22 protein-coding genes and 1 tRNA gene are annotated in these 26,736 nt (G+C 64.2%); 10 read left to right on the top strand and 13 right to left on the bottom strand.

Translation table 11 applies throughout. From position 1 onward, the window contains the following. Nucleotides 1–282: 282 nt before the first annotated feature. Both ACFVYC_RS00575 and rpoB read right to left on the bottom strand, forming a co-directional pair. Complete coding sequence (locus ACFVYC_RS00575) at nucleotides 283–4,182, bottom strand: DNA-directed RNA polymerase subunit beta' (protein WP_387545473.1); 3,900 nt, start codon at nucleotides 4,180–4,182, stop codon at nucleotides 283–285. 99 nt (nucleotides 4,183–4,281) lie between these two features. Beyond that, entirely contained in the window at nucleotides 4,282–7,791 is a 3,510-nt protein-coding gene (rpoB, locus tag ACFVYC_RS00570; RefSeq protein WP_387545471.1) for a DNA-directed RNA polymerase subunit beta, read from the bottom strand. A 677-nt stretch (nucleotides 7,792–8,468) separates the two neighbouring features. Between rpoB and ACFVYC_RS00565 the strand changes: the two genes are divergently transcribed. Then, complete coding sequence (locus ACFVYC_RS00565; protein WP_387545469.1) at nucleotides 8,469–9,668, top strand: acetyl-CoA C-acetyltransferase; 1,200 nt, start codon at nucleotides 8,469–8,471, stop codon at nucleotides 9,666–9,668. Beyond that, entirely contained in the window at nucleotides 9,668–10,174 is a 507-nt protein-coding gene (locus ACFVYC_RS00560) for an aminoacyl-tRNA deacylase (RefSeq protein ID WP_387545467.1), read from the top strand. The genes ACFVYC_RS00565 and ACFVYC_RS00560 overlap by 1 nt, the downstream gene beginning before the upstream one ends. Before the next feature lie 139 nt (nucleotides 10,175–10,313). Here ACFVYC_RS00560 and rplL read toward each other — a convergent pair whose 3' ends face one another. From rplL to ACFVYC_RS00515, 9 genes are all read right to left on the bottom strand, one after another. After that, nucleotides 10,314–10,688, bottom strand: coding sequence for a 50S ribosomal protein L7/L12 (gene rplL, locus ACFVYC_RS00555; protein WP_306634857.1), 375 nt, complete (start codon nucleotides 10,686–10,688; stop codon nucleotides 10,314–10,316). 78 nt (nucleotides 10,689–10,766) lie between these two features. Next, nucleotides 10,767–11,363, bottom strand: a complete 597-nt coding sequence (rplJ, locus tag ACFVYC_RS00550) for a 50S ribosomal protein L10 (RefSeq protein ID WP_387545466.1) — start codon at nucleotides 11,361–11,363, stop codon at nucleotides 10,767–10,769. Nucleotides 11,364–11,657: 294 nt separating this feature from the next. Then, nucleotides 11,658–12,776: a GNAT family N-acetyltransferase gene (locus ACFVYC_RS00545; RefSeq protein WP_387545464.1), complete on the bottom strand. Its 1,119-nt coding sequence runs from the start codon at nucleotides 12,774–12,776 to the stop codon at nucleotides 11,658–11,660. A gap of 7 nt (nucleotides 12,777–12,783) precedes the next feature. Next, complete coding sequence (locus ACFVYC_RS00540) at nucleotides 12,784–13,893, bottom strand: GNAT family N-acetyltransferase (RefSeq protein ID WP_387545461.1); 1,110 nt, start codon at nucleotides 13,891–13,893, stop codon at nucleotides 12,784–12,786. Nucleotides 13,894–14,020: 127 nt separating this feature from the next. Further along, nucleotides 14,021–14,728, bottom strand: a complete 708-nt coding sequence (gene rplA, locus ACFVYC_RS00535) for a 50S ribosomal protein L1 (protein ID WP_387545460.1) — start codon at nucleotides 14,726–14,728, stop codon at nucleotides 14,021–14,023. A 181-nt stretch (nucleotides 14,729–14,909) separates the two neighbouring features. Continuing rightward, entirely contained in the window at nucleotides 14,910–15,341 is a 432-nt protein-coding gene (rplK, locus tag ACFVYC_RS00530) for a 50S ribosomal protein L11 (RefSeq protein ID WP_018773647.1), read from the bottom strand. Nucleotides 15,342–15,470: 129 nt separating this feature from the next. Next, the gene (gene nusG, locus ACFVYC_RS00525; RefSeq protein WP_387545457.1) at nucleotides 15,471–16,313 is read right to left on the bottom strand and encodes a transcription termination/antitermination protein NusG; all 843 of its coding nucleotides are present in this window, start codon (nucleotides 16,311–16,313) and stop codon (nucleotides 15,471–15,473) included. 114 nt (nucleotides 16,314–16,427) lie between these two features. Then, on the bottom strand, nucleotides 16,428–16,712 hold the full coding sequence (gene secE, locus ACFVYC_RS00520) for a preprotein translocase subunit SecE (RefSeq protein ID WP_387545455.1): 285 nt from the start codon (nucleotides 16,710–16,712) through the stop codon (nucleotides 16,428–16,430). 82 nt (nucleotides 16,713–16,794) lie between these two features. Further along, nucleotides 16,795–16,867 (bottom strand) — tRNA-Trp (locus ACFVYC_RS00515). A gap of 275 nt (nucleotides 16,868–17,142) precedes the next feature. Between ACFVYC_RS00515 and ACFVYC_RS00510 the strand changes: the two genes are divergently transcribed. Continuing rightward, nucleotides 17,143–18,360 (top strand): pyridoxal phosphate-dependent aminotransferase, encoded by a 1,218-nt coding sequence (locus ACFVYC_RS00510; protein ID WP_387545454.1) that lies wholly within the window; start codon nucleotides 17,143–17,145, stop codon nucleotides 18,358–18,360. A 104-nt stretch (nucleotides 18,361–18,464) separates the two neighbouring features. On the opposite strand, the gene ACFVYC_RS00505 is transcribed toward ACFVYC_RS00510, so the two are convergent. After that, the gene (locus tag ACFVYC_RS00505; RefSeq protein WP_387545452.1) at nucleotides 18,465–19,154 is read right to left on the bottom strand and encodes a LuxR C-terminal-related transcriptional regulator; all 690 of its coding nucleotides are present in this window, start codon (nucleotides 19,152–19,154) and stop codon (nucleotides 18,465–18,467) included. Further along, nucleotides 19,151–20,593, bottom strand: a complete 1,443-nt coding sequence (locus tag ACFVYC_RS00500) for a PspC domain-containing protein (RefSeq protein WP_387545451.1) — start codon at nucleotides 20,591–20,593, stop codon at nucleotides 19,151–19,153. Before ACFVYC_RS00500 ends, ACFVYC_RS00505 begins: the two co-directional genes overlap by 4 nt. Nucleotides 20,594–20,717: 124 nt before the next feature. On the opposite strand from ACFVYC_RS00500, the gene ACFVYC_RS00495 reads away from it, so the two are divergent. The 7 genes from ACFVYC_RS00495 (at nucleotide 20,718) to ACFVYC_RS00465 (ending at nucleotide 26,735) form a co-directional block, all read left to right on the top strand. Further along, on the top strand, nucleotides 20,718–22,250 hold the full coding sequence (locus ACFVYC_RS00495; protein WP_387545449.1) for a PspC domain-containing protein: 1,533 nt from the start codon (nucleotides 20,718–20,720) through the stop codon (nucleotides 22,248–22,250). A gap of 1 nt (nucleotide 22,251) precedes the next feature. Then, complete coding sequence (locus ACFVYC_RS00490) at nucleotides 22,252–22,530, top strand: hypothetical protein (protein WP_387545446.1); 279 nt, start codon at nucleotides 22,252–22,254, stop codon at nucleotides 22,528–22,530. Nucleotides 22,531–22,533: 3 nt separating this feature from the next. Continuing rightward, nucleotides 22,534–22,791 carry a PspC domain-containing protein gene (locus tag ACFVYC_RS00485; protein ID WP_387545445.1) on the top strand — a complete coding sequence of 86 codons (258 nt, stop codon included), beginning with the start codon at nucleotides 22,534–22,536 and terminating at the stop codon, nucleotides 22,789–22,791. A 138-nt stretch (nucleotides 22,792–22,929) separates the two neighbouring features. Then, nucleotides 22,930–23,898, top strand: a complete 969-nt coding sequence (locus tag ACFVYC_RS00480) for an ABC transporter ATP-binding protein (protein WP_387545443.1) — start codon at nucleotides 22,930–22,932, stop codon at nucleotides 23,896–23,898. Beyond that, complete coding sequence (locus ACFVYC_RS00475; protein WP_387545441.1) at nucleotides 23,895–24,752, top strand: ABC transporter permease; 858 nt, start codon at nucleotides 23,895–23,897, stop codon at nucleotides 24,750–24,752. Before ACFVYC_RS00480 ends, ACFVYC_RS00475 begins: the two co-directional genes overlap by 4 nt. Nucleotides 24,753–24,837: 85 nt before the next feature. Continuing rightward, nucleotides 24,838–26,109, top strand: a complete 1,272-nt coding sequence (locus ACFVYC_RS00470) for a sensor histidine kinase (protein WP_387545438.1) — start codon at nucleotides 24,838–24,840, stop codon at nucleotides 26,107–26,109. After that, entirely contained in the window at nucleotides 26,106–26,735 is a 630-nt protein-coding gene (locus tag ACFVYC_RS00465; protein WP_387545436.1) for a response regulator, read from the top strand. The genes ACFVYC_RS00470 and ACFVYC_RS00465 overlap by 4 nt, the downstream gene beginning before the upstream one ends. The last annotated feature ends 1 nt before the right edge of the window (nucleotide 26,736 follow it).

Raw genomic sequence — 26,736 nt, 5'->3', positions numbered from 1 at the left:
GCGCACCTAGCCCGCAACCCGGAAACAAGCTCACACCCAGCATCATGAGAACAAAACCAAAATGATGCTGCGGCGGCCTTCATCCACTGCCACACAGAACAATTACAAAAATTCTAGCACGGCTTGATCAGGGGCCTTAATCGGGTGTATACGAAAGGCCCCTTCTCCCGCCGTCATCCTCCCCCTGACGGGAGAGCAGCGCTTAAACAGAAACGCGGGGTCACTCTGAGCCCAATCCGAAGTGAGGATCGGGCCGTAAGTGACCCCGCGTTGCCTTAGGCGCTAGCGGAAGTCGTTGCCCAGGTCGTAGTCATCCAGCGGGATGGCGTGGAACTCAGGAGCTCCGTCGCCGCCCAGGGTGTCGTACGAGAAGTCACTGAATGCGCTGGGGCCGGTGAACAGGTTGGCCTTTGCTTCCTCAGTGGGCTCGACGGTGACCTCGGTGTAGCGCGGGAGACCCGTGCCGGCCGGGATCAGCTTACCGATGATCACGTTCTCCTTGAGGCCAAGCAGCGGATCGCTCTTGCCTTCCATGGCCGCCTGCGTCAGGACGCGGGTGGTCTCCTGGAAGGAAGCTGCGGACAGCCAGGACTCGGTGGCCAGCGACGCCTTGGTGATGCCCATGAGTTCAGGACGTCCGGAAGCCGGAGTCTTGCCCTCTGACACCACACGGCGGTTGGCATCCTCGAAGCGGCTGCGCTCGGCGAGCTCGCCGGGCAGCAGGTCCGATTCGCCGGACTCGATGACCGTGACGCGGCGCAGCATCTGGCGGACGATAACCTCGACGTGCTTGTCGTGGATACCGATGCCCTGGCTGCGGTACACGCCCTGGACCTCGTCCACCAGGAACTTCTGAGCCGCACGGGGACCCATGATGCGCAGGACCTGCTTGGGATCCACCGGTCCGTTGATCAGCTTCTGGCCGACGGTGACGTGGTCGCCATCCTCGATCAGCAGGCGTGAACGGCGCAGGACCGGGTAGGCGATCTCTTCGGTTCCGTCATCGGGAGTGATGACCAGGCGCATCTGGCGCTCGGACTCTTCGATGGTGATGCGGCCGGCTGCTTCTGCAATCGGTGCAACACCCTTCGGAGTACGGGCTTCGAAGAGCTCCTGGATACGGGGCAGACCCTGGGTGATGTCGTCGCCACCGCTGGCGGAAACAGCACCACCGGTGTGGAACGTACGCATGGTCAGCTGGGTACCGGGCTCACCGATGGACTGTGCGGCGATGATGCCCACGGCCTCGCCGATGTCCACGGTCTTGCCGGTTGCCAGCGAACGGCCGTAGCACAGGGCACAGGTACCGACGCTGGACTCACAGGTGAGTACGGAGCGGACCTTGACCTCGGTGATGCCGGCCTTGAACAGCTCGTCAATCACCACGTCACCGCAGTCGGTGCCTGCGGCTGCGAGGACCTTGCCCTCGGAGTCCACGACGTCGACAGCCAGCGTACGTGCGTAGGCGCTGTTCTCGACGTTCTCGTCCAGTACCAGCTCACCGTTGGAATCGGCGACGGCGATGGGCGTGACCAGGCCACGCTCGGTGCCGCAGTCCTCTTCACGGACGATGACGTCCTGGGACACGTCCACCAGACGACGGGTCAGGTAACCCGAGTTGGCGGTACGCAGCGCGGTGTCAGCCAGACCCTTACGGGCACCGTGCGTGGCGATGAAGTATTCCAGAACCGACAGGCCCTCACGGTAGGAGGACTTGATGGGACGGGGAATAATTTCACCCTTAGGGTTGGCCACCAGGCCACGGATACCCGCGATCTGGCGAACCTGCATCCAGTTACCACGTGCACCGGAGGACACCATGCGGTTGATGGTGTTCATCGGGGACAGGCTGTCGCGCATTGCCTGGGCGATCTCGTTGGTTGCCTTGTTCCAGATCTCGATCAGTTCCTGGCGACGCTCGTCGTCGTCGATCAGGCCCTTGTCGTACTGGCCCTGGATCTTGGCTGCGCGCTCCTCGTAGCCGGCAAGGATCACCGGCTTGTCCTTGGGCACCTCAATGTCGGAGATGGCCACGGTGACGCCCGAGCGGGTTGCCCAGTAGAAACCGGCATCCTTCAGGTTGTCCAGCGTTGCCGCCGTGACAACCTTGGGGTAGCGCTCGGCAAGGTCGTTGACGATCCGGGACAGTTCTCCCTTGTCGGCAACGTCCTCAACCCACGGGTAATCCTCGGGCAGGGTCTCGTTGAACAGAACCTGGCCGAGTGAGGTTTCCACCAGTGCCGTCTGGCCCTGCTCCCAGCCTTCCGGAGCTTCCCAGCCGGTGTACGGCACGAAGCCGTCGAGGCGGATCTTGACCTTGGAGTTCAGGTGCAGCTCGTGCAGGTCGTAGGCCATGATGGCTTCCGCTACCGAACCGAAGATCCGGCCTTCGCCGGCTGAACCGACACGCTTGGTGGTCAGGTGGTAGAGGCCGATGATCATATCCTGCGAAGGCAGGGTAACCGGGCGTCCGTCAGAGGGCTTCAAAATGTTGTTGGAGGACAGCATCAGGATGCGGGCTTCAGCCTGGGCCTCGGGGCTCAGCGGCAGGTGCACTGCCATCTGGTCGCCGTCGAAGTCAGCGTTGAAGGCGCCACAAACCAGCGGGTGAAGCTGGATTGCCTTGCCTTCAACAAGCTGAGGCTCGAACGCCTGGATGCCGAGGCGGTGCAGGGTAGGTGCACGGTTGAGCAGCACCGGGTGTTCGGTGATGATCTCTTCCAGCACGTCCCAAACCTGCGGACGGTAACGCTCCACCATGCGCTTGGCCGACTTGATGTTCTGGGCGTGGTTGAGGTCAACCAGGCGCTTCATCACGAACGGCTTGAAGAGCTCCAGTGCCATCTGCTTGGGCAGGCCACACTGGTGCAGCTTCAACTGCGGACCGACCACGATGACCGAACGGCCGGAGTAGTCGACGCGCTTGCCGAGGAGGTTCTGGCGGAAACGGCCCTGCTTGCCCTTGAGCATGTCGCTCAGGGACTTCAGCGGACGGTTGCCCGGTCCGGTGACCGGACGGCCGCGGCGGCCGTTGTCGAAGAGGCTGTCAACAGCTTCCTGAAGCATGCGCTTCTCGTTGTTGACGATGATCTCCGGAGCACCCAGGTCAAGCAGACGCTTGAGCCGGTTGTTGCGGTTGATCACACGGCGGTACAGGTCGTTGAGGTCGGAGGTCGCGAAGCGGCCGCCGTCCAGCTGGACCATGGGGCGCAGTTCCGGCGGGATCACCGGGACGGCGTCGAGGACCATGCCAAGCGGGCTGTTGTTGGTGGTCAGGAACGCGTTGACCACCTTCAGGCGCTTGAGGGCACGGGTCTTGCGCTGGCCCTTGCCGTTGGCGATGATGTCGCGCAGCAGGTCCGACTCGGCCTGCATGTCGAAGCTCTCAAGACGCTTCTTGATGGCTTCGGCACCCATGGAGCCTTCGAAGTACATGCCGTAGCGGTCACGCAGTTCGCGGTACAGACCTTCGTCACCTTCGAGGTCTGCGACCTTGAGGTTCTTGAAACGGTCCCAGACCTGCTCGAGGCGCTCGATGTCGGCGTCGGCACGCTTGCGCACGTTGGCCATCTGGCGGTCGGCGGAGTCGCGGGCCTTCTTCTTGTCGGCAGCCTTGGCGCCTTCACCCTCAAGGCGGGCAATTTCACCTTCGAGGTCGCGGGCGATCGCCGCGATGTCGGAGTCGCGGTTGTCGATCAGCTGCTTCTTCTCGATGTCGTGCTCAACCTGGAGGTTGGGCAGTTCCTCGTGACGGGAAGCTTCGTCAACGCTGGTGATCATGTAGGCAGCGAAGTAGATGACCTTTTCGAGGTCCTTCGGTGCCAGGTCAAGGAGGTAGCCCAGACGGGAGGGAACACCCTTGAAGTACCAGATGTGCGTGACGGGAGCGGCCAGCTCGATGTGGCCCATGCGTTCGCGGCGGACCTTTGCGCGGGTGACTTCAACGCCACAACGCTCGCAGATGATGCCCTTGAAGCGCACGCGCTTGTACTTGCCGCAGTAGCACTCCCAGTCCCGGGACGGGCCGAAGATCTTCTCGCAGAAGAGTCCGTCCTTCTCGGGCTTGAGCGTGCGGTAGTTGATGGTTTCCGGCTTCTTAACCTCGCCGTAAGACCAGCCACGGATGTCTTCCGCGGTGGCGAGGCCGATCTGCATGAGGCCGAAGGAGGATTCGCTGGACATATGGTCCCTGTTCTCTCTTGTTCTCTAAATTCTGAAGTCTTTGTGCGGGAGGAGGAAGGAGGACGACGGCGGACGTGCGGCCCGCCGTCGTCGGACCCCTTAGACCTCTTCTACGGAACTGGGCTCTGCACGAGACAGATCGATGCCCAGTTCTTCCGCAGCGGTGAAGACTGCGTCATCAGAGTCACGCATTTCAATTGTGGTTCCGTCCGTGGAGAGGACTTCCACGTTCAGGCACAGCGACTGCATTTCCTTGATCAAGACCTTGAAGGACTCGGGAACACCCGGCTCGGGGATGTTCTCGCCCTTGACGATGGCTTCGTAAACCTTCACACGACCATGGATGTCATCAGACTTGATCGTGAGGAGTTCCTGGAGCGTGTAGGCAGCGCCGTACGCTTCGAGCGCCCACACTTCCATCTCACCGAAGCGCTGGCCACCGAACTGTGCCTTACCACCCAGCGGCTGCTGCGTGATCATGGAGTACGGGCCGGTGGAGCGCGCGTGGATCTTGTCGTCCACCAGGTGGTGGAGCTTCAGGATGTACATGTAGCCGACCGAGATCGGGTCCGGGAACGGCTCGCCGGAACGGCCGTCGAACAGACGGGTCTTGCCGGAGGAGTCGATCAGGCGCTGGCCGTCGCGGGTGACGTTGGTGGAGTCCAGCAGGCCCGTGATTTCCTCTTCGCGGGCGCCGTCGAACACCGGCGTTGCAACAGTGGTCTGGCCACTCTCACGCGGCAGGTTCGGCAGCTGCTTGACCCACTCGGGCTCGCCTTCGATCTTCCAACCGGTCTTGGCAACCCAGCCAAGGTGCGTTTCGAGCACCTGGCCCACGTTCATACGGCCCGGGACACCCAGCGGGTTCAGGACGATATCAACGGGGGTGCCGTCAGCAAGGAAGGGCATGTCCTCGATCGGAAGGATCTTGGAGATAACACCCTTGTTGCCGTGGCGGCCGGCGAGCTTGTCGCCGTCGGTGATCTTACGCTTGGCAGCCACGTAGACGCGGACCAGCTGGTTCACGCCCGGGGGCAGCTCGTCGTCGTTGTCGCGGTCGAAGACGCGCACACCGATGACGGTGCCGGACTCGCCGTGGGGAACCTTCAGGGAGGTGTCACGGACTTCGCGGGACTTCTCACCGAAGATGGCGCGCAGCAGGCGCTCCTCCGGGGTCAGCTCGGTTTCACCCTTCGGGGTGACCTTTCCGACCAGGATGTCGCCTGCTTCGACCTCGGCACCGATGTGGATGATGCCGCGCTCGTCCAGGCCTGCGAGGACTTCCTCGGACACGTTGGGGATGTCACGGGTGATTTCCTCGGCACCAAGCTTGGTGTCGCGGGCATCGATCTCGTGCTCCTCGATGTGGATGGAGGAAAGAACGTCCTCGGCAACAATGCGCTGCGAGAGGATGATGGCGTCCTCGAAGTTATGGCCTTCCCATGACATGAATGCCACAAGCAGGTTCTTACCAAGGGCGAGCTCGCCCTGGTCCGTTGCCGGGCCGTCGGCGATGATGCCGCCAACTTCCAGGCGCTGGCCTTCGTTTACCAGGACGCGGTTGTTGTAGCAGTTGCCCTGGTTGGAGCGGGCGAACTTGTTGATGCGGTAGTTGGTTTCCGTACCGTCATCGTTAAGCATGATGACCAGCTCGGCGGAGACCTCGGTAACCACACCTGCCTTCTTCGCGATGGTGACGTCACCGGCGTCGACAGCAGCGGCGCGCTCCATGCCGGTGCCCACGAACGGAGCCTCGGAACGGACCAGCGGCACGGCCTGGCGCTGCATGTTGGCACCCATGAGTGCGCGGTTTGCATCGTCATGCTCGAGGAACGGAATCAGGGCGGTAGCCACGGACACCATCTGGCGCGGGGAAACGTCCATGAACTCAACGTCCTCGGCAGGAACCAGGACAGGCTCGCCTCCACCACCACGGGCACGGACCAGGACGGTGTCCTCGGCGAACTTCTTGTTCTCGTCCAGCGGCGCGTTGGCCTGGGCAATCAGCACCTCAGCCTCGTCGTCGGCCGTCAGGTACTGGACGTCATCGGAAACGACGCCGTCCTTGACCAGGCGGTACGGCGTCTCGATGAAGCCGAACGGGTTGATGCGGCCGTAGGATGCCAGCGAACCGATCAGACCGATGTTCGGGCCTTCAGGGGTTTCGATGGGGCACATACGTCCGTAGTGGGACGGGTGCACGTCACGGACTTCCATGCCGGCGCGGTCACGGGACAGACCACCGGGGCCAAGTGCCGACAGGCGGCGCTTGTGGGTCAGGCCCGAGAGCGGGTTGTTCTGGTCCATGAACTGCGACAGCTGGGACGTTCCGAAGAACTCCTTGATCGCGGCAACCACGGGGCGGATGTTGATCAGGGTCTGCGGCGTGATGGCCTCGACGTCCTGGGTAGTCATACGCTCGCGGACAACGCGCTCCATGCGGGACAGGCCGGTGCGGACCTGGTTCTCGATGAGCTCGCCTACAGCGCGGATGCGGCGGTTGCCGAAGTGGTCGATGTCATCGATCTCGACGCGCAGGTCCACTTCCTGGCCTTCGCGAATGCCCTTGGTAGTCTTCTCGCCAGCGTGCAGCGCAACCAGGAACTTGATCATGGCAACGATGTCTTCAACGTGCAGGACCGAAGCTTCCTTGTCGCCAAGGGAGCGGTCGATGCCAAGCTTGCGGTTGATCTTGTAGCGGCCAACCTTGGCCAGATCGTAACGCTTGGAGTTGAAGTACAGGTTGTCCAGCAGCGACTGGGCAGCCTCGACGGTGGGCGGCTCGCCCGGGCGCAGCTTCCGGTAGATGTCCAGCAACGCGTCTTCGCGGGTTTCGGTGGCGTCCTTCTCCAGGGTTGCCCGCATGGAGTCGTACTGGCCGAACTCTTCGAGGATCTGGCCTTCGGTCCAGCCGAGGGCCTTCAGCAGGACGGTGACCGACTGCTTGCGCTTGCGGTCAAGGCGAACGCCGACCTGGTCACGCTTGTCGATTTCGAGCTCGAACCAGGCGCCGCGGGACGGGATGATCTTCGCAGTGAAGATGTCCTTGTCGCTGGTCTTGTCCGCGGTGCGCTCGAAGTAGGCGCCCGGGGAACGGACCAGCTGGGAGACGACGACACGCTCGGTGCCGTTGACCACGAAGGTGCCCTTCTCGGTCATCAGCGGGAAGTCGCCCATGAACACGGTCTGCTGCTTGATTTCGCCCGTGTTGTTGTTCATGAACTCGGCCTTGACGTACAGCGGAGCCGAGTACGTTGCGTCCCGGTCCTTGCACTCGGCCATGGTGTACTTCGGATCGGCGAACTCCGGATCGGAGAAGCTCAGGGACATGGTGCCCTGGAAGTCCTCGATCGGGGAGATTTCTTCGAAGATGTCCGAGAGTCCGGACGTGGTGGCGACGCTAAGATCGTTTTCTTCGACAGCCTTCGCTACGCGTGCCTGCCAGCGTTCGTTTCCAACCAGCCAGTCAAAGCTGTCCGTCTGGAGGGCAAGCAGATTCGGAACGTCAAGAGGTTCGTGAATCTTTGCGAATGAGAGCCGGCGAGTGGCACCATCAGTGCTGTCGGCGGTGTTAGCGGTTTCGTTATTAGAGGTGCTCGAGGCGACCAAGAGGGATCCTTCCACAGACCTTCAGGCGTTTTCAGATCTCCCCCGCTGTGCACCCTGCGGAATGACTCCGCAGTGCTACCAATCCGGTTCCGCTATATGACCCGGGGCCCGCGCTGACCATGCTGTGACGTTGTTGACGGCACGTTGATTGCCAGCTGCCAGGCGAAAGCCCACCGCTATATGAAGGCTGAAGGTAAACAGGGAAGACGCAAATATCTACGATACGGCAAAATAACCTACATGTCTACCCCACATCCGGCGCGATTGCAAGCACCGGTTTTGCCGCCCGCTTCCTGGCCGCATCCGGCAGGAGGGACTAAAGCCGCAGGGTGACGCCTTCGGCGGATCACTCGTTTGCGCGGCGAAGTAGATTTTACTCGTACGCGTTGGCGTCCCTTTAAGGACCCCGTACTCGGCGTAGAGCGTGTTGCACTGCTCGCAGGCGGCTTTGACCCCTCCTGCCTGGAGAGCCACGGGGTCTGACGAGCGCGACGGCGTCGCCTGGGAAGGTGCAGCGCTGGACGCAGTGGGGGTAGCCGACGTCGTTGTTCCGGGAGTTTACAGGGCGCACTGCCGATTTTCGCGGAATCACCGGTGCCAAGTCAGCGTTGGAATACTAAGTGACGAGGCTCACGATAGCCTTGGCCTACATCCTTTACAGAGCGGAAGAGATCACAATGGGCAACTCCACGGACAACACTGACGTTGTCATTCTCGCAGCAGTTCGTACGCCGCAGGGCCGGATCAACGGCCAGCTGGCGGGCTTCACCGCCGTGGACCTCGGGGCGCACGCCATCAAGGCAGCACTGGAGGCCAGCGGCGTGGAAGCCGGCCAGGTGGAGGCCGTCATCATGGGACAGGTGCTCCAGGCGGGCGCTGGCCAGAACCCCGCACGGCAGAGCTCCATCGGCGCCGGCATCGGCTGGAACGTTCCTGCAGTGACCGTAAACAAGGTCTGCCTCTCAGGGCTGACCGCGGTGATCGATGCCGCCCGGTTGATCCGCAGCGGAGAGGCGTCCGTGGTGGTGGCCGGCGGGCAGGAGTCCATGACCCGGGCACCGCACCTGCTGCCCGGCTCCCGGCAGGGGTGGACCTACGGTTCAATACAGGCTGTGGATGCTGCTGCGCACGATGGACTCACCGACGCCTTCGACGGCCAGTCGATGGGCCTGTCCACTGAGACCCGGAACCTTGCGCTGGGGATCGACAGGACATCGCAGGACAACGTTGCGGCCCACTCGCACCAGCGGGCGGCCCTGGCAGCAAAGAACGGGACGTTCGACGACGAGATCGTGCCCCTCAGCGTGAAGCAGCGCAAGGGAGATCCGCTGGTCGTCGACACCGACGAGGGAGTACGCCCCAACGCCTCCGTTGAGTCCTTGGCCGGGCTGCGCGCAGCGTTCGTCACCGACGGCACCATCACCGCCGGCAACTCCTCTCCCCTGTCCGATGGCGCAGCCGCCCTGGTCCTGGCCTCCCGGGCCTTCGCCGAGGAAAACGGGCTTGAATTCCTGGCAGTGGTCGGCAAGCCGGGGCAGGTTGCCGGGCCGGACAACTCGCTGCACTCCCAGCCGTCCAACGCCATCCTGAACGCCCTTGGCCGCGCGGGCTGGACTACCGCGGACCTGGACTTCATCGAGATCAACGAAGCATTCGGGTCAGTGGCCGTTCAGTCACTGCAGGACCTCGACTACCCGCTGGAGAAGTGCAACATCCATGGCGGTGCCATCGCACTGGGACACCCTATTGGTGCATCGGGGGCCCGCTTGGCTGTCCACGCGGCGCACGAGCTCAAGCGGCGCGGAACGGGCAAGGCCGCGGTGTCCCTTTGCGGCGGCGGCGGGCAGGGCGAAGCGCTCCTGCTGTACCGCGACTGATGGCAGACGAAGCCGGGGCCGGCATGTCGGTTCATGGCGGCGCCGGCAGGGACAGGTTCCTTGCCGACGCCGCAGCCCGCGGGCTGCAAGTGGACGTTGTGGAAAGGCCAGCTGCCAGGAGCCTCGCGGAGGCGGCCGGCATCCTCGGAATCACGCCCGCGGACATCGTGAAGTCGCTGGTGGTCAAGCACAAGGACGGCTCGTTCCTCTTCGCCCTGATTCCCGGCGACCGCCAGATCTCCTGGCCCAAGCTCCGCAACCTGGTGGGCGTCAACAAGCTGTCGCTGCCACCCGCGGAGGTGGCGCTGGATGCAACAGGATATGAACGCGGCACCATCACGCCGCTGGGCAGCACCAATGACTGGCCGGTGTACGCCGACGCCACTATCACGGGCCGGAGGATCTCCATGGGTGCAGGTGCCCATGGTTACAGCGCCTTCGTGGATGCCGATGCCCTCACTGGTGCGCTGCGCGCCGTCGTCGCGGACATCAGCGACCCCGCCTGACCCCACTCAGCCCAGCTGACTCGCAGTTGACGTAGTGAAAGCGCGTTTTCACAGCGTCAACTGCGAGTCAGTTGGGCGGGAGAACGCAAAAAGCCCCGCCCACAAACGTGGACGGGGCTTTTCGAAGGAAAAGGCGTTGTTACTTGAGGGTAACGGTGGCGCCTGCAGCCTCGAGCTGCTCCTTGGCCTTCTCGGCAGCTTCCTTGGTGGCGCCTTCGAGAACAGCCTTGGGTGCGCTGTCAACCAGGTCCTTGGCTTCCTTGAGGCCCAGGGAGGTGATGGCGCGAACTTCCTTGATCACTGCGATCTTCTTTTCGCCGGCAGATTCGAGGACGACGTCGAAGTCGGTCTTCTCTTCAACCTCTTCAGCAGCGGCGCCGGCGGGGCCAGCAACAGCTACTGCAGCAGCGGTAACTTCGAAGGTCTCTTCGAAGAGCTTGACGAACTCGGAGAGCTCGATGATGGTCAGTTCCTTGAAAGCTTCAATGAGCTCTTCGTTGGTGAGCTTCGCCATGGTAGGCGTCCTTCCTGTTGTGGTGTTCCGGCGGCACAGGGCCGCGCGTCACACCGGAGTCTTGTGGGGTAAAGAGAATTAGTTCTCTTCGGCTGCGGGAGCGTCAGCTGCGGGAGCTTCGGCTACTGCTTCAGCTGACGCATCAGCAGCTTCTTCAGCGGCAGGCGCCTCGGCAGCTGCCGGTGCACCGTTCTCTTCTTCAAGCTTGAGGCGCAGTGCGTCGATGATGCGTGCAGCTGCGGCGGCGGGTGCCTTGAGGACACCTGCAACCTTGGCGAGCTGCAGCTCACGGGACTCGAGTGCTGCCAGTGAGGCAACCTCAGCGGCGTTCAGTGCCTTGCCCTCGAAGTAACCGGTCTTGATGACCAGCTGCTTGTTGGTCTTGGCAAAATCCGTCAGGCTCTTGGCAGCGGCAACTGCGTCACCCTTGATGAACGCGATTGCAGTGGGGCCGGCAAGCTGGCCGTCGAATGCTTCGACGCCGGCTTCCTTGGCTGCAATGGCGGTCAGGGTGTTCTTGACGACCGCGAACTTGGTGTCCTGGCCGAGAGAAACACGCAGCTGCTTGAGCTGTGCAACGGTGAGCCCGCGGTATTCGGTCAGGACAGCGGCGTTCGATTCCTTGAAATCGTTAGTGATCTCAGCTACTGCTGAAACCTTGGTAGGCGTTGCCATAACCCTCCTTCCGGGGATAGTGCCGGTATGCGACGGTCCCCGCTCAGGTGAGCTAAAACTAAAAACGCCCCGCGCAGATGCACGGGGCTTGGCTCAACACAGATAATCCGTGGAGCTTTGCTTCGTTCACCTGCGCCGGCCGCCCTACGTTGAGGGTCCTTCGTCCAGAAAGCCACTGTTTCCCACGCGCACAACTACAGATTTGAGCAATGCTCGAGAGAGTGGATTTCCAACAACCGACGGTCTTTGGTCCTCCAAGTCTACGGGAGAGCCATCACTGCGCCAAATCCGGACTCAACTGGTGCTGGTGTGCAGGTGCGGGAGCTCCTTCTGCCAGATCCCGGTCACGCCGGCCGTCTGGAAACCCAGCTGCTTGTTGACGGTCAGGAGGTACCGGTTCTCCGGGGCGTTCCAGGTGTAGATAATCCGCGCATCGGGAAACTGCTCGGTGAGCCGTTCCATGTTGGCCACCTTGATCAGCAGGCCCAGCTTGTTGCCGCGGTGTTCCTGCAGCACCAGCGTATCGTCCTGGAAGACAACGTCCGCGCGGTGCGCCAGCACGGTGATGGTGGTCAGGCCCACCAGCGCGCCGGTGGCGAGGTGTTCGACGGCGGTGACCACCGTCCGCCTGCCCTGCGCGATGGCGACTTCTTCGGCTTCCCGGAGGATGCCGCCGTCGAGCACCATATCCTGCTCAACGGGCGGGTCCAAGGAGGGGTCGACGTCGGCCCCCGCCTGGTTCTCCAGGGCCGCCACGGCTTCCAGCCAGCTGTCCGGGCAGCGGTCCGTCCAGTGGTGCAAGCGGTAGCGTCCGCTGTTGGCCGCGTCCGCCTCGGCCTGCAGGTCTGCAACCAGCTTGGTGTCCAGCGGCAGCGCGCAGGAACTGAACTGCTCGATGTGCTGCAGGGTGTAACCGGTCTTCTGCGCGAACTCGACTTCGCGGCTCTCCAACGGCACGAAGCCCTGCCCCGAGCCGGGAACCAGCTGGGCGCGCTCAAACTCATGCAGGGAGGCCCCGGGGTGGTTCGTGTCCACCAGGATCATAAAGCGGCCTTCCCCGCGGGCGAACTGCTCCGCGGCCTGGAGGAGGCGCCGGCCTACGCCCTGGCGCTGGAACTCCGGCAGGATGTCGAGAGTGAACTCGGCCAGGTCCAGGTTGTCGGTGAGGGGAAGGGCGATGTCGACGGTCCCCACGATCTCCCCGTCCACCTTGGCTACGAGAATAAGCTGGCGCTCGTACGGGTCCTGGAACTCAAGCAGCTTCTCCAGGGGGCCGTAGGCAAGATCGTCGCTCCCCCAGGTCTGCATTCGAACCTTGCGGCCCACCTCGACGGCGGCGAGGAAGTCCGCTGCGTCCGGCGTGTCCAGTGAATCGGGAATCCAAAGCTGCTCGATCTTCACGTCTTTAGCCATAGGCGCATCATCCCAGCCGTTTCTGCCACTCACCTTCATAACCTGCAGGTTTGAATCCAAGTGCGATATTTATGGCCAGCATATGTTGGTTTTCGTTGGCATTCCACGTCAGCACCGACCGCGCTGACGGCCACCTGTTCCGGGCGCGCCGCAGGTTGGCCACTTTGGCCAGCATGCCCAGGCGGCGGCCGCGGTGTTCGGAAGTGACCAAGGTGTCCTGCTGCACGATGGAGTCCGGCACCCCGGCACGCCAGTTCAGGACCGTATAGGCCACCAGTTGCCCCGAATTTCGGTGCCGGGCGGCCGTCACAGCTGACTGGACCCCACTCCGGATCAGCGTGTTCTCCTCTTCCCGGACCCTGGCGGCATCCCAGTCCTCGCCCTCCCAATTCATCCCGGCGATGGGAACGTCCGTGGTCATGGTGGCTTTGAGCCGGGCATAAGCCTGCACCAGAGCCTGCGGGCAGCTGTCATCCCAGCCGAGGATGGTGTATTCCGCAGCCCGGGCCGAGGCTTCGGCCTCCAGCCCGTCCAGCAGCTCCGGCGGAACGGGCAGGGCGAGGCGGCTGGACCGTTCCACCTGCTCCAGCTCGTAGCCGGCGGCAACTGCGAAAGCCACGGCGGGCTCGTCCAGCGGAAGGCCGCCCGCACCCGATTTCGCCGGAAGAAGGACCGCTCCGTCCGCCGGCAACGGCACCTCGTGGTAGGCGTCAAGGGATGTTCTGCCGCGTTCGCGGGCGACGGCTTCAGCGTGCTCCAGAAGGGCACGCCCAAAGCCCCGGCGCCGGTGGGCGGGGGCGATTAGGACCTGGATACCTGCGGTGTGCGTGTTCTCCCGCAAGGGGAGGGTCACCGAGCACATACCCACGGTTTCAGTGCCGCTTTTCGCCAGGTACAGGTGCCGTTCCTCATACGCGTTGCCCCGCCAATACTCCCCGGCTTCCTGAAGCGTGTCACAGCGGTCCAGGTTGCCCCAGACAGCGAGTTCGTGCTCCACGCGCAGGGCGTGGCACTCCTTGAACTGGGCTGTTTCGCTGCCCGGCGGCAGGATATCCACAGCAGTTATCGCCAGCGCGTCCGTTGCTCCAAGGGACGGTTCCAGATCCGGTGCGGCCATTCCTACAGCTTAGGCAGGAACCTGCCTGTGGGGCATGGGTTTCCTGGGGGTTAAACCAAAACCGCCCGGAGCTTACGCCGGGCGGTTTTGTTTGCAGCGTATCCGCTGCGGAGTTTCAGACGAGGACTTAGGCCTCGGTCAGAACCTTCGTGACGTTCGGGTCAACGGAGATGCCGGGACCGAACGTGGTGGCAACCGTGGCCTTCTGGATGTAGCGGCCCTTGGAAGCGGACGGCTTCAGGCGAAGCACCTCTTCCAGTGCTGCTGCGTAGTTCTCGGCCAGCTTGAGGGCGTCGAAGGACACCTTGCCGATGATGAAGTGCAGGTTGGAGTGCTTGTCGACGCGGAAGTCGATCTTTCCACCCTTGATGTCGTTGACGGCCTTGGTGACATCGGGGGTCACGGTGCCCGTCTTCGGGTTCGGCATCAGGTTACGCGGACCCAGGACCTTACCGAGGCGGCCAACCTTGCCCATGAGGTCAGGGGTGGCGACGGCGGCGTCGAAGTCGGTCCAGCCGGCTGCGATCTTTTCGATCAGGTCATCGGAACCAACGAAGTCGGCGCCGGCTGCGATTGCTGCCTCAGCCTTGTCGCCCGTAGCGAAAACCAGGACGCGGGAAACCTTACCGGTGCCGTGGGGCAGGTTTACGGTGCCGCGGACCATCTGGTCAGCTTTACGGGGGTCGACGCCGAGGCGGAATGCAACCTCAACGGTGGCGTCGAACTTGGACGGGTTGGTGTCCTTGGCGAGGGTCACTGCCTCGAACGGCGCGTAGAACTTCTCCGCGTCGATCTTGGCGGCTGCTGCCTCATATGCTTTGCTGCGCTTTGCCATGCTGCTGTTTCTCCTTGTGCAGTTGTGGTCTGCGGACCGCGCTGGGCCCTGCCACAGTCGGTGAGCGGGCTCGTTATCCGTGCCCGGTTCCCAACATTTCAATTTCGGTGGTGCCGGTTTCCCGGCGGTGCCGCCCGTCGTCGTACTCGGTGACCCGAGCCGACATCCGGCAGCGAGGGGATTAACCCTCGACGGTGATACCCATGGAGCGGGCGGTGCCGGCGATGATCTTCGCTGCGCCTTCGAGGCTGGTGGCGTTGAGGTCTTCCATCTTGGTGGTGGCGATCTCGTTGACCTGGGCCTGGGTCAGCTTGGCAACCTTGACGGTGTGCGGGGTTGCTGAACCCTTGGCGACGCCTGCGGCCTTCTTGATGAGCTCTGCAGCCGGCGGGGTCTTGGTGATGAACGTGAAGGAACGGTCCTCGTAGACCGTGATTTCCACGGGGATGACGTTTCCGCGCTGGGCTTCCGTCGCAGCGTTGTACGCCTTGCAGAATTCCATGATGTTGACACCGTGCTGGCCAAGCGCAGGACCGATCGGCGGAGCCGGGTTAGCGGCACCTGCCTGGATCTGCAGCTTGATGAGGCCGGTGACCTTCTTCTTGGGAGCCAATGTAGGGTCCTTCTCTCAATAACGTCCTGGGGCACAGGAGCGTGCCTCAGGTTTTTGGCCGCCATGGCGAGGCGGCCGGCCGTTCCGGAGCTGCTAAAGCGGGCAGTCCCGGGACGAATTCTTGGGTTGTCAGATCTTGGTGACCTGATTGAACGCCAGGGTGACGGGCGTTTCGCGCTCGAAGATGGAAACCAGTACCACGAGGGTCTGGGACTCGACCTTGATCTCGGAGATCGTGGCGGGAAGGGTCTCGAACGGGCCTTCCTTGACGATGACGGACTCGCCAACTTCGAAGTCGACATCCACGGGAGCCTGGTGCTGCTTGTTGACCGGTTTGCCCTTCTCGGCCTGCTCTTCCTCGAAGACGGGGGCGAGCATGGAGAAGACCTCGTCCAGGCGCAGCGGCACAGGGTTGTGGGCATTGCCCACGAAGCCGGTGACGCCGGGCGTGTGACGGACGGCGCCCCAGGAGGCGTCGGTCAGGTCCATGCGGACCAAGACGTAGCCGGGGATGCGGACGCGGTTGATGACCTTGCGCTGGGCGTTCTTGATCTCAACGACTTCTTCCATGGGCACCTGGATCTCGAAGATGTAATCTTCCATGTCCAGGGTCTGGATGCGGGTTTCAAGGTTGGCCTTCACGCGGTTTTCGTAACCGGCGTAGGAGTGGATGACGTACCAGTCGCCTTCCTGGCGGCGCAGCTTGGCCTTAAACTCCTCAGCGGGGTCGACCTCGGCCTTGGCGGCTGCGGCGGCAAGGGCGTCGCTGGACTCTTCCCCGGAGCCGGCGTCGTCAGACTCAGCGTCCTGGTCCGACTCAGCGTCTTCGTCAGACTCAGCGTCTTCATCAGACCCGGCGTCGCTGGCTTCGGGCGCGGAGGACTCAACCTCAGACACGTCACCGGCTTCTGCCGTGATGTCCGCGGACTCTTCCAGCTCAGTCTCGGTTACCTCGAGCTCCTGCTCAGACACTTGGTCTCCTGCTTCCTCATTGCCTAACATGCCTATTTAAATGGCTCAATTCCGCACACCGGTCTGTCCCTCCGGTTTTCCGGATGGAACATACGGCCTGCGGACAGTTCAGCCTTAGCTGTCCGTGGGGACGCTACCGCCGAAGATCCAGCTGACAGCGGTTCCAAAACCGAGGTCCAGCAGGCTGACGATGATCATCATGATGCCAACGAACACCAGCACCACGAGCGTGTAGTTGATCAGTTCCTTGCGGGTTGGTGCAACAACCTTCTTCAACTCGCCGATGATCTGGCGGATGAAGAGTGCAATGCGGGCGAAGAAGTTGGCCTTGACGTCCTTCTTAGCTGGGCGGCCCTTGGAGCTGCTGGCAGCTGTTTCGGTCACCTGGTCCTCGCTCATCTTTGCAATGTTGGATTACCCGGCCCTGATCAGAACCATGGTTGCTGCGCTTGCCCCGGACTTTCGTCCGGGGCAGCTTGCGCAGGGCAGACAGGACTCGAACCTGCAACCTGCGGTTTTGGAGACCGCTGCGCTACCAATTGCGCCACTACCCTATGGAGTGATTCCACCCTCCGACAACGAACCACCAGTCTGCACTGGGGCGCACGTCATCATCCGTGTTTCAACACCGGTGAACCAGTCTACGCAACAACTTCGCGTTCGTAAAACCAGCCCGCTCCCGGCCCTCTCCGCCGACCAGTCATGACCTTGACTAACAGGCAGTCACATTCAAAACCGGCAACCCGGAGGGTCCGGTGAACAGCATAGAGTAGAACACGTCGAATCCCACATTCCAGCCTTCGGGCTGCAAGCGAAGAACGGACCTGCCATGTCTGCCGCCCGCGTTTCCCAGCGCATATCCGCTATTGCCGAATCCGCAACCCTTGCCGTTGATGCCAAGGCGAAGGCGCTGAAGGCAGCAGGCCGGCCGGTTATTGGTTTCGGCGCGGGTGAACCCGACTTTCCCACCCCGGACTACATCGTCCAGGCGGCGATCGAGGCGGCAAGCCAGCCCAAGTACCACCGCTACTCCCCCGCCGGCGGGCTGCCCGAGCTGAAGAAGGCCATCGCCGAGAAGACCCTCCGTGACTCCGGTTACGCCGTCGACGCTTCCCAGGTCCTGGTGACGAACGGCGGCAAGCAGGCCGTCTACAACACATTTGCCACCCTGGTTGATCCGGGCGACGAAGTCATTGTGCCCACCCCGTTTTGGACGACGTACCCGGAGGCCATCCGCCTCGCCGGCGGCGTGCCTGTTGAGGTTTTTGCCGGGCCGGAGCAGGACTACCTGGTGACCGTGGAGCAGCTCGAAGCAGCCGTTACTGACAGGACGAAGATCCTGCTCTTTGTCTCGCCGTCGAACCCCACCGGTTCCGTTTATTCTCCCGAGCAGGTGGCGGAGATCGGCCAGTGGGCTGCGGCCAAGGGCCTGTGGGTGGTCACCGATGAGATCTACGAGCACCTGACCTACGACGACGTTCCCTTCACCTCCATCGCCACCGCAGTCCCCGAACTGGGCGACAAGGTAGTCATCCTCAACGGCGTGGCCAAGACCTACGCCATGACCGGCTGGCGCGTGGGCTGGATGATCGGCCCGGCCGACGTCATCAAGGCCGCCACCAACCTGCAGTCGCACGCCACATCCAACGTCTCTAACATTCCCCAGGTGGCCGCCCTGGCCGCCGTCTCCGGGCCGCTGACCGCCGTCGATGACATGAAGGTCGCCTTCGACCGCCGCCGCAAGGCCATCGTCGCCGGCCTGAACGCGATTGAAGGCGTGGAATGCCCGACGCCGAAGGGTGCCTTCTACGTCTACGCGGACGTCCGTGCACTGCTGGGCAAGGAGTTCCCGACCGCCTCCGGCACCGCCACGCCGCAGACCTCCGCTGAGCTCGCAACCTTGATTCTTGACGAGGTTGAAGTGGCAGTAGTTCCGGGCGAGGCTTTCGGGCCGTCCGGCTACCTCCGCTTGTCCTACGCGCTTGGCGACGAGGACCTCGCCACCGGTGTGCAGCGCCTGCAGGACTTCCTCGGCAAGGCCCAGTAGGCACCCTCTCTCACTTACTGCAGGAATACCGCAAACGCTCTATCACTCTCTTCAGGGGAGGGATAGAGCGTTTGGCGTTAAGCCGCATCAAGTGAAAGAGCGTTTCAGAGGAGGCGACGCTCGGCGGCCCACTTGGTCAGCTCGTGCCGGCTGGAGAGCTGGAGCTTGCGGAGCACCGCGGAAACATGGGTTTCCACCGTCTTGATGCTGATGAACAGTTCCTTTGCCACTTCCTTGTAGCTGTAGCCGCGGGCGATCAGGCGCATGACCTCCAGCTCCCGGGCCGAGAGCTTGTCCAGTTCGTCGTCGGCAATGTCTGCCGGCGCGGTGCCAAAAGCGTCCAGGACAAACCCTGCCAGGCGTGGCGAGAAGACGGCGTCCCCGCCTGCCACCCGGTACACGGCATCAGTGATTTCCGCCCCGGAAATGGTCTTGGTGACGTAGCCGCGTGCTCCTGCGCGGATTACGGCCACAACGTCCTCGGCCGCGTCCGAGACGCTGAGGGCAAGGAACCTGGTGGTGGACAGCAGTGCCGCGGAGCCGGCGATGACTTCCCGGCCACCGCCGCCAAGTCCGCCCGGCAGGTGGACATCCAGCAGCACCACGTCCGGGCGTTCCTGCGCAATAACGGCGATGGCCTGCTCCACCGTGGCCGCTTCCCCCACCACGTAGATGCTGGGGTCGAGGTCCGCTTTCAGGCCGGAGCGGAAGATGGCGTGGTCGTCCACGATGACCACCCGGGCCGACCTGGCGGTCCGGACGGGTCCCGTGCCGGCTCCCTGCGTTGTGTTCATGGTTTGCCTTCCGTGCTGTCCTGCGGGGCGGCGGGGAAGCCCAGGCGGACCTCCGTGCCTTCACTGGTACTGGTGATGGTGGCCGTGCCGCCGTGGCGGCCCATCCGGCCGATGATGGATTCCCGGACGCCGAGCCTGTCCTCCGGCACATCCTGCAGTTCGAAGCCGGGGCCCCGGTCCTTGATGAACACCTCGGCGCGTCCGTCCGACGCCTCCAGGTAGACGGAGACGGCCCCGCCGCCGTGGCGGGAAGCGTTCAGCATGGCCTCGCGGCTGGCCTGGATCAGGGCTTCATGCCCCTCCGTGACGGCGGCGTCTCCCACGCTGACCACCTCGACGGCGTTGCCCAGCAGGTCTTCCACTTCGGCAGCTGCGGCCTTGATCCGGTCCGACAACTGCCCGGCGTCCTTGCCGGGGTCCTCGAACAGCCAGCCACGCAGTTCACGCTCCTGCGCACGGGCCAGCCGGACGACGTCGTGCTCATTGGCGGCGCGCCGCTGGATGAGTGCCAGCGTCTGCAGCACGGAGTCGTGAAGGTGGGCTGCAATCTCAGCCCGCTCGGTTTCCCGGATCCGGCCGGCGCGCTCACCTTCGAGATCGCGCCAGAACTTCAGCGCCCACGGCAGCAGGACCAGCACCACCCCTCCGAGGACGGCCACGGAGGCCAGTAGCGCCAGCCAAGTCTGTTCCCAGGAACCCGATCCCGACACCATCACCAAAACACCGGCCACCACCAGCGCCAGTCCGGCAGCCAGCCGGGCCCATCCACCGGCCTGGTCCGCTTTGGTTTTGTCCACAAGCCCGGCCCGCCGGGTCTCATCCAGCTGCATCCAGGCAATTGAAGCCCCGCCGAGAACTGCTGCCGCCGGAATCAAGGTGCCCAGCGGAACGTCGACGCCCAGGAGCTGGGCAACCAGGATGCCTGCCACCAGGAGCAGCCCGACACCGAGCAGGATCTCCTTGCCGAACCGCATCTCACGGAACCTGAACCAAGGCGGCCGTGCAGCATCGGCTGCGTGTTCCGCTGCCTGCCCCGCCGCTGTGTAACCACGGGCATCGGGAGGGGCAGTAGCTGCGCCGGGGCCGCCGCCGGCCACACCTGGCGGCACCGCTCCAGAGCCGTCCAAGGAGACTTCAGGGGCGGCGGAGGCCATTGTCCGGGGAACGAAGCCCTGCACCGGCCTGCGGCTCACAGCGGGGGCTATGGGCGACGCCGGGCGGCGCGCCTGCCGGCGGGCGTTTTCGTCCGCGGTGGGCACCATGATCCACAGCCAGGCATAGAAGACGACGCCGGCCCCGCCGGCCAGCGAAGCCAGGAGCATGGCCACCCGTACGTTCCGGACGGGCCAGCCCAGATGCACGGCAAGGCCGGAGCACACACCCGCGAGAAAGCGGTCGCTGCGGCGGACCAGCGGAGGGCGGGCAGGGACGGTTGTCATGCTTCAATCCAAGCACGGATCAGGGTTCCCCGGACCGCATTCCGGCCCGAACCGGGGGCCACTCAGGGACCGTTCAGGGTGTCCCCCAGTAGAGCCGAATCCCTGCGGGCGGAAGGATCGAGGTATGAACTCGCAAACCCCCACCCCTGATGACGGCCAGCCAACGGAGCCCCTCCCCAAGCGGGAAACCGAACACCCCACGGAGCCCCTGCTGCCGTCCGCTTCCCCACCGGCGTCGGACCAGGACCAGGACCAGCAGTCCACGCATGAGAGCCCGCAGGACTCCACCCGGGATTACCCGGCGCAGGACACCTCCGGCGGGCACTACACCGGCAGCTACGCCTACGCCGGAATGCCCGGCCAACAGACCGACTTCTTCGGCTGGGTCCGCAGCCATGGAATCAGCCGCGGCCAGGACCGTTGGATCGGCGGCGTCTCCAGCGGCATCGCCCAGCGCCTGGGCATCGACCCGCTGATCGTCCGCGGCGTCTTCATCGTCCTCACCCTCTTCGCCGGCATCGGCGTGCTTGCCTACGGCCTCGCGTGGGCTTTCCTGCCCGAGCCCGACGGCAGGATCCATGTCCAGGAAGCCGGCGCCGGCCGGTGGACCACCGGAATGACCGGCTCCCTGATCGCCGTCATCCTCGGCTTCAGCGGACTGGGCGGCGGCTTCTGGGGCTGGGGCAATCACGGCTTCGGCGCCTTCCTCTGGACCCTCTTCTGGGTTGGCGGCGCCATCTACCTGATCTACTACCTGGCGCAGCGGAACAAGGCGGCCGTTGGGACACCGGCGACCGCAGGAGCACCCGGCACCACCTCTTACACCGGCAGCACGGCATACCCCGGCACCAACGCGTACTCCGCAGCGACCTCCACCGGCACCACTCCCCCTTACTCCGATGTTGCGGGGACCGGTCCTTTCACCGGCAGCCCGTACGGCGGAACCGGGTCCGGCAGCGGATGGAACAACGGCGGTGCCGGTGGCACCCGGCCACCGCAAGGTCCCTCACCCGCGCCCAAGGTCCGCCCTGCGGGCCCTGGCGCCCCCGCCGTCGCCATCGCTGCCGGCAGCGCCCTGCTGGTGGGCGCGGGACTCAAAGCGCTGGATGTCACCAACATCATTGACCTCGGAGATTCCACCCACGCCATCGCCTGGGCCAGCGCGGCAGCCGTCCTGGGCCTCGGGATCCTCATCCTGGGCCTGCGCGGCAGGACCTCGGGCATCCTCTCGTTCTTCGCGGTGGCGGCCCTGGTCATCGGCGGAATCTTCAACGTGGTGGGCAACAACGGCGACCGGGTCCGCTTCCAGCAAGTGGACTGGACGCCCACGAGCATCGGGCAGGCCACAGAAGGACTGAGCATCACGGCAGGACGCGGGACCGTTGACCTCACCGACCTGGCCCTGGCCACACCGCTCCAGTCCGAAGTGTGGGTCCCGCTGGACTTCACGGCCAGCAACGTCACCGTGGTCATTCCGGACACCGTGCCCGTGGACATCAGGGCCGACATGACCCTCGGAAACCTGACCGAAGGCGGAAGCCAGCGCGGCGGAACCACCACGCGGGAAAGCAGCTACAACACTGACAAGCCCGGAAGCCACCTGGTGATCCAGATCGACGGCACCGTCAGCAACGTCATCATCAAGGAAGGTAACTGACATGAGCAGCCACACTCCGGACCCGTACGTTCCGGGAAGCACGACGGCGGCACGCACCGATTCTGCCCCTCCCTCGGGGGCGCGGGTGGGGACCATCGTGTGGGGACTGATCGTCCTGGCCCTCGCCGCGCTGATCATCATCGCGCAGCTGGGCATCGTCACCCTCAACGGAACCTACGTCCTGATCGGTCTGATGATCGGCGCCGGCGCAGCCCTGGTGGTCGGCGGCCTCCTCTCCGCCCGGAAACGTGACAACAGTCCTACAACAGGGAAGTCTTAAGCCATGGACAAGTTTTTCAGCATCGTCAGGGGCTTCGGCCTGAAACGCGGACCGGAGCGCTGGCTCGGCGGCGTGCTGGGAGGCATCGCGGCGAAGCTCAACGTGGATGTGGCCTTTGTCCGCATCGCTTTCCTGCTCTTCTGCCTGCTGCCCGGCCCGGCCGTCATCTTCTATCTCCTGGCCTGGGTGGTCCTGCCGGACCAGCGAAACGTTATCCCGCTCCAGACCTTCCTCGACCGGCGGTCCATCAACCGCCCCTAAGACCGCCAGCCGAAGGCCCGCGCTCCTTTCCAGGAGCGGGGGCCTTCGTGTTTCCTCACGGGGTCAACCGTCCGGTGGACGCCAGGTTCAACCGGTTGGGCGTGCCGGTGAGGACGGCTCCACTGCCACGCTGGAGCCATGAACACATCAGTGCCGCTTTCCGGCCCTGTCCCTGACGCCATCACGGTCCGGAACCTGGGCAAAAATTACACACAACCCAAGGGCAGAGTGCTCGCCGCCGTGGACCAACTCCACCTCACTGTCCGTTCCGGCGAAACGTACGCCCTACTCGGCCCAAACGGTGCCGGAAAATCCACCGCCATAGAAATCCTGGAAGGACACCGGCGCGCAGACAACGGTGAAGTCCGCGTTCTGGGGATTGACCCGTGGAAGGCGCCACCGGCGTTCCGGGCAAGGATCGGCATCGTCCTCCAGGAAGCATCCGATGCCGGTGAGCTCCGGGTGCAGGAGGCGCTGAGTTCCCTCGCTGCCTGTTTCCCGGCGCCCCGGCCGGTGGCTGAAGTCCTCGACGCCGTTGGGCTCGGCGGGAAGGAAGCGGTCCGGATCTCCACCCTTTCCGGCGGACAACGCCGCCGCCTTGACGTGGCACTCGGGATCATCGGGCGGCCCGAGGTGCTGTTCCTGGACGAACCAACGACAGGCTTCGACCCTGCGGCCCGCCGTCAGTTCTGGGATCTGATCAGGGACCTGGGCAGCGGCGGCACCACCATCGTCCTGACCACCCACTACCTTGACGAAGCAGAACAACTCGCCGACCGGATCGGCGTGATCAACCATGGACGCCTGATCGCCGAGGGGGCTCCCCACCAGATCGGCGGCGCCGGCCTCCGCGTGCCGCGCGTGAGATGGCGGGACGGCGCAGGCCTCCACGAGGAGATCACCGACACCCCCGCCGCCCTGGTCAACAAGCTATCCGACGGCGGCACCAGGGAACTGCTGGAACTGGCTGTCGTCCGGCCCAGCCTGGAGGACATCTACCTTGAGCTGATCGGCACCATAGACCCTCCCGTGCCTGATGCCACGCCGGGCGACAACCCGCGCACCGCCCCCACCCCGGCACCTGCCGTGCAAGGAGTCCCCTCATGAGCACCGTTACCGCAACCGCAACGGCCGTTGCACCAGCCTGGAAGCCGTCAGTCCTGGGGCTTGGCCTCCGGCGCACCGTCCTGGAGATAAAGCTATTTAACCGGGATGTACTTTCTCTGGTACTGGTACTGTTCTTCCCCATCCTGATGCTGTCCCTCTTCGGCTCGGTCTTCGGCGACGAGCCCGCTTTCGGAGCCGGCCCCAACGGCGAAGGCGGAATCACACCCGCCCATTACTACTTGCCCGGGCTGCTCGCGCTCAGCACTATCCTCAGCGGCTTCCAGAACCTCAGCAACTACGTTGCCACGGAGCGCTTTAATGGAACGGTCAAGCGCCTCGCCGGAACCCCGCTGCCCGCAGCCTCCTACTTCCTCGGCAAAACGGGCCAGACCCTTTACCTGATCGGCGCCCAGACGGTACTGCTCCTCCTGGCGGCGCGGTTCCTCTTCGACGTCCCGCTTCCCGCGGATATCGGCCAGTGGCTCTTGGTGGGCGCGCTGATGGTCCTGGCGACGGCGGCGTGGGCCACGATGGCCATTGCCTTCACTTCGATTCCCAAGTCAGCGCAAAGTGCGTCCACCCTTGCCGTGCTTCCGGTACTGCTGCTGTCCTTCACCTCCGGCGTTTACTTCCCCTTCTCGCAGCTCCCGGAGTGGCTGCAGTCGGTCACGAATTTCTTCCCGCTGCGGTGGACAGCGAGTGCCCTCAGGTCCGTGTTCCTGCCCGCCGGATTTGAGGCAGTGGAGCCGGGCGGCGAATATGCCGTGCCCACGACCTTTTTGGTGCTGGCGGTCTGGGCAGTGGCCGGCGCCGTACTGGCACGGTTTGCTTTCAAGTGGCCGCCACAGAAGTGACTCCGAAGATGCCGGTCCTGTCCGTGGGGCGGACAGGACCCGGCACCGGGTTGGATGCGTTCCGCGGCCCCGATAGGGTGCACACATGAGCAACCTCGGCGGCCGGACGGAACGGCTGCTTCCCGCACGTTCTGTGTGGTCCACCTCGATGGTCTGGTGGCACGTGGGCTTCTACACGGCCCTGGCAAGCATCGCGTGCCTGGCGGTGCTGGGCCAGCCCCAGACGCCGGGCACGCCGTGGGTGCTGGCGGCAATGGTCCTGCTCTGCACGGTGTATCCGTTCCTGACCCGGGCCAAGGACCTCAGAACCCGCCGGCCGGCGGTCTATGTCGCACTGCTGGTCACCGTGGTGGTGTTCCTGGCCTTCGTCCATGACGGTGCCGGGGCCCTGCTGTTTGTCGCCTTTCCGCAGGTCTGGATGTTTTCGGCCTCGCAGCGCCAGGGGGTGGTGGCCACGGCAGTCCTCTGCCTCGGTGTGGCTGCCGGACAGATCAGCCGCTGGGGCCTGGGACTGGAGGTTTACGGCATCACCGCACAGCTTGTCACCTCCTTCGTGGCAAGCTGCATGATCGGACTGTGGATCTCGAAGGTCATCGAGCAGAGCGAACAGCGCGCCGAGCTGTTGGCAGAACTTGCCGCAACCCGGGCCGACCTCAATGCCGCCGAGCAGGCCCGCGGTGCCCTGGTGGAACGCGAACGCATGGCGCGGGAAATCCACGACACCCTTGCCCAGGGCTTCACATCCATCGCCATGCTCTCCGAGGCGGCTCAGGCACAGCTCCGCAGGGAGGGTCCGGCGGAGCTGAAAGGCACCCTGGAGTTCATCTCCCGGACTGCCCGTGACAACCTTGCCGAGGCCCGATCCCTGGTGGCTTCCGGCATAGCCACAGATGTCCAGGGCGGCGACCTGTTAGCTGCGCTGAGGCGCCTGCCGCAAAACCTGCACCTCGAGGACGTACGGCTGTCCATCGACGTACCGGACACCCTTCCCGCGCTCTCCTCAGCCGAACAGGTGGCCCTCCTCAGGACTGCCCAGGAGGCGCTGAACAATGTGCGAAGGCACTCGGGTGCTGCCAACGCGTGGCTGGAGATCCGCACGGAAGCAGCCGCTGCGCCTCCCCGGCTGCGGCTCACGGTCCGGGACGACGGGCAGGGCTTCGACCCCGCCGCTGACCGCGGCGGCTTCGGCCTGAAGTCCATGGCTGCCCGGCTTGACGAGATCGGCGGCCAACTGCGCGTGGAGTCTTCAGGCACCGGAACCTTGCTCACTGCTGTCGTTCCCGTCGCATTGCCTGCGCAAGCCCTGCCAGGGCAGCAGCCCGGCGGGCAGGACCTGCAGCAGGAGAGCGCCCCATGAGCCGGGAGCCTGTCCGGGTGCTCCTGGCCGACGACCATCCCGTGGTCCGCGGCGGCCTGGCCGCCCTGCTCGGCACTGCTGCCGGAATTGAAGTGGTGGCGGACGCGTCCGATGGGGAGGAAGCAGTAGCGGCCGTGGGAGAACACCGGCCACACGTTGTACTGATGGACCTGCGGATGCCCGTGCTGGATGGCGCCGGGGCAACGGAACAGATCCTTGCCCGGTTTCCGGACACCAAGGTCCTGATCCTCACCACGTACGACGGCGACGCCGACATTGTGCGTGCCGTGGGTGCAGGAGCGGTGGGCTACCTCCTGAAGGACTCCCCCGGCGACGTCATCATTGGCGCAGTTTTTGCCGCTGCCCGCGGTGAGACGGTGCTGGCGCCGCCGGTGGCGGCGCGCCTGGTATCGCGCCTTCGTGAACCCGAGCGGCCACAGCTGACGCCCCGCGAAGTGGAGGTTCTCCGCTGTGTGTCACAGGGATTGAGCAACGGCGAAGCTGCGGCCAGGCTCCATATTGCCGAGGCGACAGTAAAAACCCATCTCCTGCGGGTCTTCAACAAGCTTGACGTGGACGACCGCACGCGGGCAGTAGTCATCGCGATGGAGCGGGGCCTTTTGTAAC

This window comes from Pseudarthrobacter sp. NPDC058329 (genome assembly GCF_042879835.1).
Lineage (GTDB): Bacteria > Actinomycetota > Actinomycetes > Actinomycetales > Micrococcaceae > Arthrobacter.
This window is presented reverse-complemented; position numbering and strand designations above follow the sequence as displayed.

Excerpts from the sequence above, each read along its gene's own strand:
- ACFVYC_RS00575 (WP_387545473.1), bottom strand. The coding sequence starts at position 4,182 with ATGTCCAGCGAATCCTCCTTCGGCCTCATGCAGATCGGCCTCGCCACC.
- ACFVYC_RS00540 (WP_387545461.1), bottom strand. The coding sequence starts at position 13,893 with ATGGCCGCACCGGATCTGGAACCGTCCCTTGGAGCAACGGACGCGCTG.
- ACFVYC_RS00565 (WP_387545469.1), top strand. The coding sequence starts at position 8,469 with ATGGGCAACTCCACGGACAACACTGACGTTGTCATTCTCGCAGCAGTT.
- ACFVYC_RS00500 (WP_387545451.1), bottom strand. The coding sequence starts at position 20,593 with ATGACAACCGTCCCTGCCCGCCCTCCGCTGGTCCGCCGCAGCGACCGC.
- ACFVYC_RS00495 (WP_387545449.1), top strand. The coding sequence starts at position 20,718 with ATGAACTCGCAAACCCCCACCCCTGATGACGGCCAGCCAACGGAGCCC.
- ACFVYC_RS00505 (WP_387545452.1), bottom strand. The coding sequence starts at position 19,154 with ATGAACACAACGCAGGGAGCCGGCACGGGACCCGTCCGGACCGCCAGG.
- ACFVYC_RS00560 (WP_387545467.1), top strand. The coding sequence starts at position 9,668 with ATGGCAGACGAAGCCGGGGCCGGCATGTCGGTTCATGGCGGCGCCGGC.
- ACFVYC_RS00485 (WP_387545445.1), top strand. The coding sequence starts at position 22,534 with ATGGACAAGTTTTTCAGCATCGTCAGGGGCTTCGGCCTGAAACGCGGA.
- rplA (WP_387545460.1), bottom strand. The coding sequence starts at position 14,728 with ATGGCAAAGCGCAGCAAAGCATATGAGGCAGCAGCCGCCAAGATCGAC.
- rplJ (WP_387545466.1), bottom strand. The coding sequence starts at position 11,363 with ATGGCAACGCCTACCAAGGTTTCAGCAGTAGCTGAGATCACTAACGAT.
- ACFVYC_RS00545 (WP_387545464.1), bottom strand. The coding sequence starts at position 12,776 with ATGGCTAAAGACGTGAAGATCGAGCAGCTTTGGATTCCCGATTCACTG.
- ACFVYC_RS00470 (WP_387545438.1), top strand. The coding sequence starts at position 24,838 with ATGAGCAACCTCGGCGGCCGGACGGAACGGCTGCTTCCCGCACGTTCT.
- ACFVYC_RS00490 (WP_387545446.1), top strand. The coding sequence starts at position 22,252 with ATGAGCAGCCACACTCCGGACCCGTACGTTCCGGGAAGCACGACGGCG.
- rplL (WP_306634857.1), bottom strand. The coding sequence starts at position 10,688 with ATGGCGAAGCTCACCAACGAAGAGCTCATTGAAGCTTTCAAGGAACTG.
- ACFVYC_RS00480 (WP_387545443.1), top strand. The coding sequence starts at position 22,930 with ATGAACACATCAGTGCCGCTTTCCGGCCCTGTCCCTGACGCCATCACG.
- ACFVYC_RS00475 (WP_387545441.1), top strand. The coding sequence starts at position 23,895 with ATGAGCACCGTTACCGCAACCGCAACGGCCGTTGCACCAGCCTGGAAG.
- ACFVYC_RS00510 (WP_387545454.1), top strand. The coding sequence starts at position 17,143 with ATGTCTGCCGCCCGCGTTTCCCAGCGCATATCCGCTATTGCCGAATCC.
- secE (WP_387545455.1), bottom strand. The coding sequence starts at position 16,712 with ATGAGCGAGGACCAGGTGACCGAAACAGCTGCCAGCAGCTCCAAGGGC.
- ACFVYC_RS00465 (WP_387545436.1), top strand. The coding sequence starts at position 26,106 with ATGAGCCGGGAGCCTGTCCGGGTGCTCCTGGCCGACGACCATCCCGTG.